Source organism: Alteromonas sp. (assembly GCF_984505615.1).
Window position 1 is genome coordinate 1 of record NZ_CFHOXV010000035.1, and the last position, 7,400, is coordinate 7,400.

Sequence of the window (7,400 nt, forward strand, 5' to 3'; positions counted from 1 at the left end):
TAGAGCTATCACAATGGCATCGATAAAAAATGGGTTTTCACACAGTCTGCGTACACAAGAGACTGTCAGATTTGATATAACTCTACCTGTGAAAGTGTCAGGTTAAGTGGCGACTAATCCACTTAAGGGGATACAAATAATTTTCGAGATAACATAGGCTTTAGTGGGTTAAAGCCTATGTTATCCTAAAAGCAATGGCGTTATCTTCTCACAAATAACGCCAGCTTAAAGCTTAAGCTAACCGGCCAGCTTTTTAGCCAGATTGGCTGGACACAGGTGCGTATACCGCTTAAGGGAAGCGAGATCCTTGTGACCAGTGATTGCAGAAACTTCCATCATGGCAAATCCCTTTTCAAAAAAGCGACTGGTAGCTTCATGACGAAGATCGTGAAAACGTAGATCTTTAATTTTTGCCCTTTCAGTCACTCGCCTGAACGCCTGACCAACTGAGTCTCCCCTTATTTGGAAAATCTTACCAGAGAGGTGACGGGGCTGCGACTTAATGACTTCCATTGCGCGTGGAGATAAAGGAACTGTTCTACTTTCGTTATTTTTGGTGTCCGCCAGAAAAACTGTCGAAGCTGTGAGGTCGACACATTCCCATTCTATTCCGATTATTTCACCACGGCGCATGCCTGTCTCGATGGCGAATTGAATAAGGTCGGAAATAGCTCCACCATATTCTTTTGCTGAATGAAGGAGAATTTGTTCCTCCCCTGGCTTTAACCTTCTGTCTCTGGCTTTGCCTTTGGCAGGCAAACTTACATTGTCTACCGGATTTCCTTTTGGCAGGTACATCTCCCACTCTGTCATGGCATGATTGATAAACCCTTTCAACATGTTAAGTTCCTTTCGTACGGTGTCGTTTTTGACTTTGCTTTTTTCCAGCCTGTATGCCTTATACTCTCTGATGGAACTGACAGTCAGATCGATAAGTTTGTATGAGTTAAAAACTTTTCCAAGCCTTTTAGTCATGTATCCGAGACTTTTCGCAGATTTCTTCTCGGAGAGCTTTTCTTCCCAGTATTTATTAAGTCCATCAGCCACCGGAAGCGCTTCTGCTTCTGAAGTACTCATAAAAATGGACGAATCCATTTTTGCTTCAATATCACGAGCCCATTTAATTGCATCTGCTTTTTTAGCAAAAGTTTTGCTTTGTGTGGGAAAACCTTTTCTCCGGCACTTCGCCTGCCACTTCCCGTTATCACGTTTTGTTATCGTTGCCATACATCCTCCTTGCGATAAGTAGAGCCAACGAGAACCATTCTGTGTGGATTGCTGAAAATGGTCAGAGGAAAAAAAGCCTCATTTTTTGCCCTTGACAAACATAAAAAAAATAAAGTTATTTTCGACGGCGGTTTTTTCATAAGAAACCTCGGAAATGAAAATGCAAAAAAGCACTCATAAGACTGAGTGTCCCAATTTTGTCCCAAGGATGATTGGAGAGGATGGCCCACCCGAGAGGATTCGAACCTCTGACCTATGCCTCCGGAGGGCATCGCTCTATCCAGCTGAGCTACGGGTGGCCTGTATTTAAAGGCTTGTAAAGTTACTGACTACTAACACGACTTGTCATTCCAGACATGTAATTAGCTTAACAACAACAAATTTTTCAGCACCCTTTTTGTTCTGACCTCTCCTTCCGGAGGGCAACGCTCTATCCAGCTGAGCTACGGGTGCGTAGAAGGGGGATTGAATGACAGTGGTTGTCTGCTCAATCGGGCGCTAATGATACTGATGCATGGCACCGGCTTCAACTGATTTATCCGTTATCGGGCATATTCGTTGTTTAAGAAGCCGGCCGTTGTATCTATTGCTGTTATCTTAACCAGCGCACGCACTTACACAGCAACCAGCTGAAGCTGCGTTTGGCGATGAATGCTGCATACTGGCCGCGGCTCATCCTGTATTGTTTTACCTTCTCCAGAATGGCTGCCCACTCTTGCACAATGGCTTCAGGGTAATACTGCTTCGCTTTAACCGCACCTTGCTGCTGCATATTGCGGATGCGGTGGGGGTCGTTTTTAAGTGCAACGAGTTTGGCTTTTAAATCGTCGTAATTGTTTATTACGACGGCCTGGGTATCGTTTTCAATTTCATCGACGTAAGCGGATTCCGGTGTACAAATTGGAATGGCACCGGTGATCCAGGCATTAAACAATTTGCTGGCGGGTTTGTTGATGTGTTTCTTGCCGGTGAAGTCTCTTGCGAATAACACACCGTCTACCTGACTGTAGTCCCGCCAGTTTGCCGGTGACGATTCCAGGTGCCATTTAAGGCCGTTTTCTTCCATAAACTGAAGCCAGTCGTCTGATTTCAGCTCCGGCGCAAGGTTCTCGGCCAGGCCAAAGTAGTAAATGTTCTCAAAGGTATTGCCACGGGCAGGATCTCTGGGCGTCATACCCGGTTGTGGCCAGTGGTGCACGAAATAGGTTTCACCGGTGGCGAACCGTTCCGGCCGCGGTATACCGGACATTTTGGTTTGCGCCATATTCTGACAAATATGCAACTGGGCAAATGGATGACGGCTCCAGTCGGCCTGTATACACACCAGCACCTGCTTACGGGTTGGAATTATGGAGTCCGGCAGGAATGCCCGGTGCGCAATAATCACGCCTTCTTCCGGCAGTGTGTGGGTAAGTTCACAGGGTACGCCGGCCAGTTGCAAACGGTTATAGGTTTGCAGACCCCAGCAATATTTGCCCAGCGAATAATCTTTCCATGTGAAGTCGGTCTGCGCGGGTAACTGAGCAGGTTTCTGATCTTCCGGTAAATAGAAATACACGTTCATTGTTTAGCTGATACCACATCGGTAAGTGTTAGCGCTGATGACTGCTTAGAGCTGTTCACCTGTTTCAGGCATCGGCATTCCCTGAACAGGAAACATAGCAACGAAGCCTTTGTATTTCAAGCATTCACGGCGCTATGCAGTATGCCGTAAAAGGCGGTAAATACGGCCTTTGTCATCTGCCGGTAACTTGTGAGTTTAAGCTAATTTGGGTAATGTCCCGTATAGCTTTACTTGCAACACCATTTTACAGGGATTTCTATGCGCCGATGGCAACACGCAGTACCAGCACTTCTTTTCTCCATATTGTTTTCAGGCATCACACAGGCAAACGCTGCTGACGGTGAATGTCTGGTAAAAGATGTGTCTGATTATCAGTGGCGTGTACGTCATCCTGCCGATTTGCCGGCCCGACTGGAACTGGCACCCGGCGCAATGGTGGAAGAATGCTTTACCATGAAAGGTGTAGGCAAATACCCGCTTACACTGACAGCCAGAGGCATTGCGATTTCAGTAAACGGGGCACCGGCTGTGAAAGATCAACCCGTTGAAGTAAAAGATGGTGACACTTTACGGGTCAGTCTGCAGGCTCCGGACAGATACAATACGATGTGGACGAACCGTCTGGAATTCAAAGAATCGGACAGTGAGCGCCGCCGTGGGATTTACCGCATTGTATGGATAACACAAACCGCCAATACGCCCAGAAAACCTGAAACCTGGTACGTGGGCCCTTCCCGTCAGTACCGTCAGCTGAAGGACATTCTCCCGCAACTTGCCGCAGGCGATACAATTTATCTGGATCCTGATGCCGAATATGAGCCGGTTGAGATAAAAAACATCTCCGGCACAGAAGCGCTCCCCATCCGGCTTATCGGTAACACAAAAAATGCCGGAGACAGACCAGTCTTCGCAGGCGGTACAGAGCGTTTCAACTGGACGCTGGCAGTGCGCCATTCTCATAACTGGACTATAGAAAACGTGGTCCTGCAGGACGGCGGGCTGTGTTTCCGGAATGAAGCCACGAATACCGTACTGAAGAATGTACTTATCCGCCGTTGCAGTACCGGTGTGCTGTCCACCGACCGTAATTCCGGCAATTTATCGATGATCAATGTGGAAGTTACGGAAAGCGGCGGTAAGAAGCCCGGCCGCTCCTGGGGACATGCTGTGTACGTAGCCAGCGATCAGCACAGCTTTCCGGGCAGCCAGTTTCTGTTGAAAGACAGCTTTCTGCACGACAACCGTGGCAACAGTGTGAAATCCCGTTTTGAAAACACACTGATTGAGAATAACTGGATTGAATCCGGTGAAGATCCTCAGGCGAAATATCTGGTAGAGCTTATCGGATACGATCAGAAATATGATTTCGCCGGCCAGCAATTTAAGGTAAAGGGCAACACAATGCTGATGCGCCCGCCGGGTCTGGGCAGCCGTACAGGCGGTGACGGTAACAGCGGCTCAAGAGGCGATACGCTGTACGAAAACAACCTGTTTTTGATAGATGAAGATTTTGGCCGCACCATTGTCAGAACCTTTCAGGGGCTGCACTCAGTAACGCTGCGCAATAATTCGATTGCCTTTATTGAAGATGAGAATGAGCCGGTACTGCTGACAGATGAAATTCCGGATGCAAACTGGGTAGAAGGCCACCCCGTGATCACCCTTGAGAACAATAACGTGACGGAAGATACCCGTCTGCTGAAGCGGGATGAAACCGGCGACGGTGACGACCGTTCTGCAGTGACCATTACCGGCAACCGGGAGTTGCCTCCTATTGTCACGACAATGGATAAAATCGAAGAATTACGGCCACAGGAAGGTGGCTACATTGAAATTAAATCGTTCTGACGCACATGAAAGGCGAGATACAGCAGCGCCTCAGCGGCGCTGTACAGTATCGATAATACGCTGTGCTATGGCTTGCGGCGTGAGCATATTGCGGTAGTAGTTCAGGTTCGCGTCACGCATTTTCTGCATGGCTTCAGGTGATTCCAGCAAGCTGGCTACCTGCTCAGTACATTCTTCTGCAGTGGTGTATTGCAGGTAATTCTGTTTATCCTGAATATCGCCGGGCAGACTGTAGTTAAACACTTCGCTGACAATGGGTTTGCCCAGAGCCACATATTCCGCAAATTTTGCGCCCAGGGACTCATGTAAGCCGGTTGAGGCAATGCACACGCCGGCCTGTTTTACTCTTTCCAGATAGTTTTGTTTAGAGGTATCGTTTGCAGCGATAACCAGATCCGGTGCAACCTTGCGGGCATATGCGTCATCCATCACCCCCACCAGCGCTCTGTCGCCAAAGCGTTCTTTCAGCTGGCGCACACAGGCGATACGCAGGGAATTAATTAAGCGCCGGTCTTCAGCCTCTGCTTCGCTGATTTCAAACTCTTTATCAAAATCCGGATCCCACAACCGCACATAAAACATCACGGTATTGCCGGCCGGATACGGATTATCAAACTGGGCAGCTCGGGGCATAAAGCTCATTTTGTTGGCCGTATCCACAGACTTGATAAACGTTTTCAGTTTATTGGATGCGCCGCTGTCAGAATAGGCCATGTACCGGCGGGTTGTGAGTACGGAGCGGACTGACGGATAGATTTCAAAATACAGCCCGAATGGCTCCAGCTTGTTCATTGCCGCCGCATCTTCAGGCTTCAGGGTACGCTTGAAGTAGACATCGCACTTATCATAGTCCTGCTGGCTGATTGCCGGCGAGTCGGCAGTATCGACAAACACTGAGCGGTTATCCACAGTAAATGACAACCCGCTTTTGTGATGACGCTGACAGTCGAACTGATAAACCAGCCTGATGTGTCCTTTTGCAGCCAGCGCTTCCATACCGGTGTAAACCTGCTGCAAATGTCGGGCATTGGATGCTAACGGAATAACAACGTGCGGCTTACTTGTACTCACAGTATTTCCTTATTGATGCAATCAGCGTTCACGGCATAGCGAATTACTTGCCGTGGATCACTTTATATTCTTCGTGCTGTATTCCGAATAAACCGGCAATGGTGCCTGCAGCAGAGCACAGGCGGAACAGCCCGTCCACCCGGGTTGTTTTATTATTGGTAACAACACCGGTAATGAGTTTCGCCAGTCCGCGAAGTACTCTGACACCACTTAATGCCACGCAGCGGAGTAAGGCAGTTTTGTATGATTCTTCAAATACGTGGGAACGGGTATAGCCGATCCCGGAACGGAAACCCCGCCGGCAGAACCACTTGACGGATGCCCGTGAAGCGGGAAATTCTTCCACCACCGGAGCATCGATATAAACACACTGATATCCCGCCTGCTTCGCCCGCAGGGCAAAGTGATAGTCACTGGCACCGGTCATGGCAAAACGGGCATCGAAACACGGCGTCAGGGCTTCGGTCATGCGCCGGCTCAACAACAAATTATTGGTGTAAAACACGTCAATGAACTGTCCGTGTTTGTACGGATTTTTACCGTAAATTAAATCGACAGCCCACTCCGGTGTGCCAGGCTCGCCCACAGAAATAACATGGCTGGTCACCACATCCACATTGAATTCACCCGCCGCACTGACCAGCCGGTTAAGCCAGTCGGGTTGTTGCGGCCATTCATCGTCATCAATGAACACCAGGTAATCGCCATTCATCTGATGGAACAGTTCCACGCAGCGGTTTCGGGCAAATACAATACCCTGCTGTTTTTCCACGTCGTATGACACCGGAATAGCCCCGTCCTGCTGACGGGAGATAACAACTTCCTTACTGCTCTCACTGGCATCGTTATCCACCACCAGAATACGTGGGTTGATGTCTTCATCGCACTTAAGCGCAAGTAGACCGTCCAGTAACCGCCCAAGCCATTCCGGGCGGCGACAGGTAATAACGGCAATGACCACATTTTTCATTTGCTGTTCCTGTTTCTGACCAGGTTAATGAGCTCCATGCTCTCTTTTCGGGCACACAGTAAAGACAGACCGGTATAAATCACACCACCGGTAAAGACCTGAATAATAAATACCAGCCAGGGAGTCATGGATTGCATCAGGTACTGCCCCAGCCACCAGGTAGCGGTAAGCATACATAAGCCAATCAAATGGGGCTTGTACACTGCGCCGATAAAACGCTTAAAGCGGATATTCAGGCAGCGGCACGAACGGTAGGATGCAATCATAAAGCTGATAAAGAATGAGAACAGCCACGACAATGCCATGCCTCCGCTGCCAAACTGTGCACCGATATAAAAGCCGGGGATCAGAATAGCGGCGAAGATGATGGTGTTGACGATGATCACATTCATTTTATTCAGTGATTTCAGCACCGGCCCGAACAGCTGTTCCAGGCTCCGCATTGGCATAGACAAACAATACAGGGTGATGATTATTGCAGCAGGCACCCACTTCTCGCCGAAGAATGCCGGTACCATGGTATTGGCGGTGGCCGCGACGCCCCAAAAGACGGGAACGAATAGCAAGGCACTCATGCGCTGACTTTTCAGGAAATAGTATTCAATCTGCGAAGCCTGGTCCTGAATCTTGGAATAAACCGGCAGCGCGACCTGCCTGAGCAGCGGCAGCACTTTTACCGCCGGCATCATCGCCAGCACGGCAGCGAACTGATAAAAACCA

General features: G+C 49.0%; 6 protein-coding genes and 1 tRNA gene. 1 reads left to right on the top strand and 6 read right to left on the bottom strand.

What is annotated here, in order from left to right:
• Positions 1 to 237: 237 nt before the first annotated feature.
• The 3 genes from AC4PME_RS16010 to AC4PME_RS16020 all read right to left on the bottom strand — a co-directional run bounded on the left by AC4PME_RS16010 (position 238) and on the right by AC4PME_RS16020 (position 2,791).
• A complete protein-coding gene (locus AC4PME_RS16010; protein WP_075607658.1) occupies positions 238 to 1,227 on the bottom strand; it encodes a site-specific integrase in 990 nt (329 codons plus the stop codon).
• A 222-nt stretch (positions 1,228 to 1,449) separates the two neighbouring features.
• Positions 1,450 to 1,526 (bottom strand) — tRNA-Arg (locus AC4PME_RS16015).
• Positions 1,527 to 1,819: 293 nt separating this feature from the next.
• The gene (locus tag AC4PME_RS16020; RefSeq protein ID WP_491046619.1) at positions 1,820 to 2,791 is read right to left on the bottom strand and encodes a glycosyltransferase; all 972 of its coding nucleotides are present in this window, start codon (positions 2,789 to 2,791) and stop codon (positions 1,820 to 1,822) included.
• A 258-nt stretch (positions 2,792 to 3,049) separates the two neighbouring features.
• Here AC4PME_RS16020 and AC4PME_RS16025 point away from each other — a divergent pair, with 258 nt between their 5' ends.
• Positions 3,050 to 4,639 (top strand): hypothetical protein, encoded by a 1,590-nt coding sequence (locus AC4PME_RS16025; protein ID WP_119499487.1) that lies wholly within the window; start codon positions 3,050 to 3,052, stop codon positions 4,637 to 4,639.
• 30 nt (positions 4,640 to 4,669) lie between these two features.
• Here the strand turns inward: AC4PME_RS16025 and AC4PME_RS16030 are convergent, their stop codons facing one another.
• From AC4PME_RS16030 to AC4PME_RS16040, 3 genes are all read right to left on the bottom strand, one after another.
• Entirely contained in the window at positions 4,670 to 5,710 is a 1,041-nt protein-coding gene (locus tag AC4PME_RS16030; protein WP_491046620.1) for a glycosyltransferase, read from the bottom strand.
• A 43-nt stretch (positions 5,711 to 5,753) separates the two neighbouring features.
• Positions 5,754 to 6,680 (bottom strand): glycosyltransferase family 2 protein, encoded by a 927-nt coding sequence (locus AC4PME_RS16035; protein ID WP_490710181.1) that lies wholly within the window; start codon positions 6,678 to 6,680, stop codon positions 5,754 to 5,756.
• Positions 6,677 to 7,400 (bottom strand): oligosaccharide flippase family protein (locus AC4PME_RS16040; protein WP_491223464.1); only part of this gene is annotated, 724 nt, incomplete at its 5' end. The genes AC4PME_RS16040 and AC4PME_RS16035, both read right to left, overlap by 4 nt.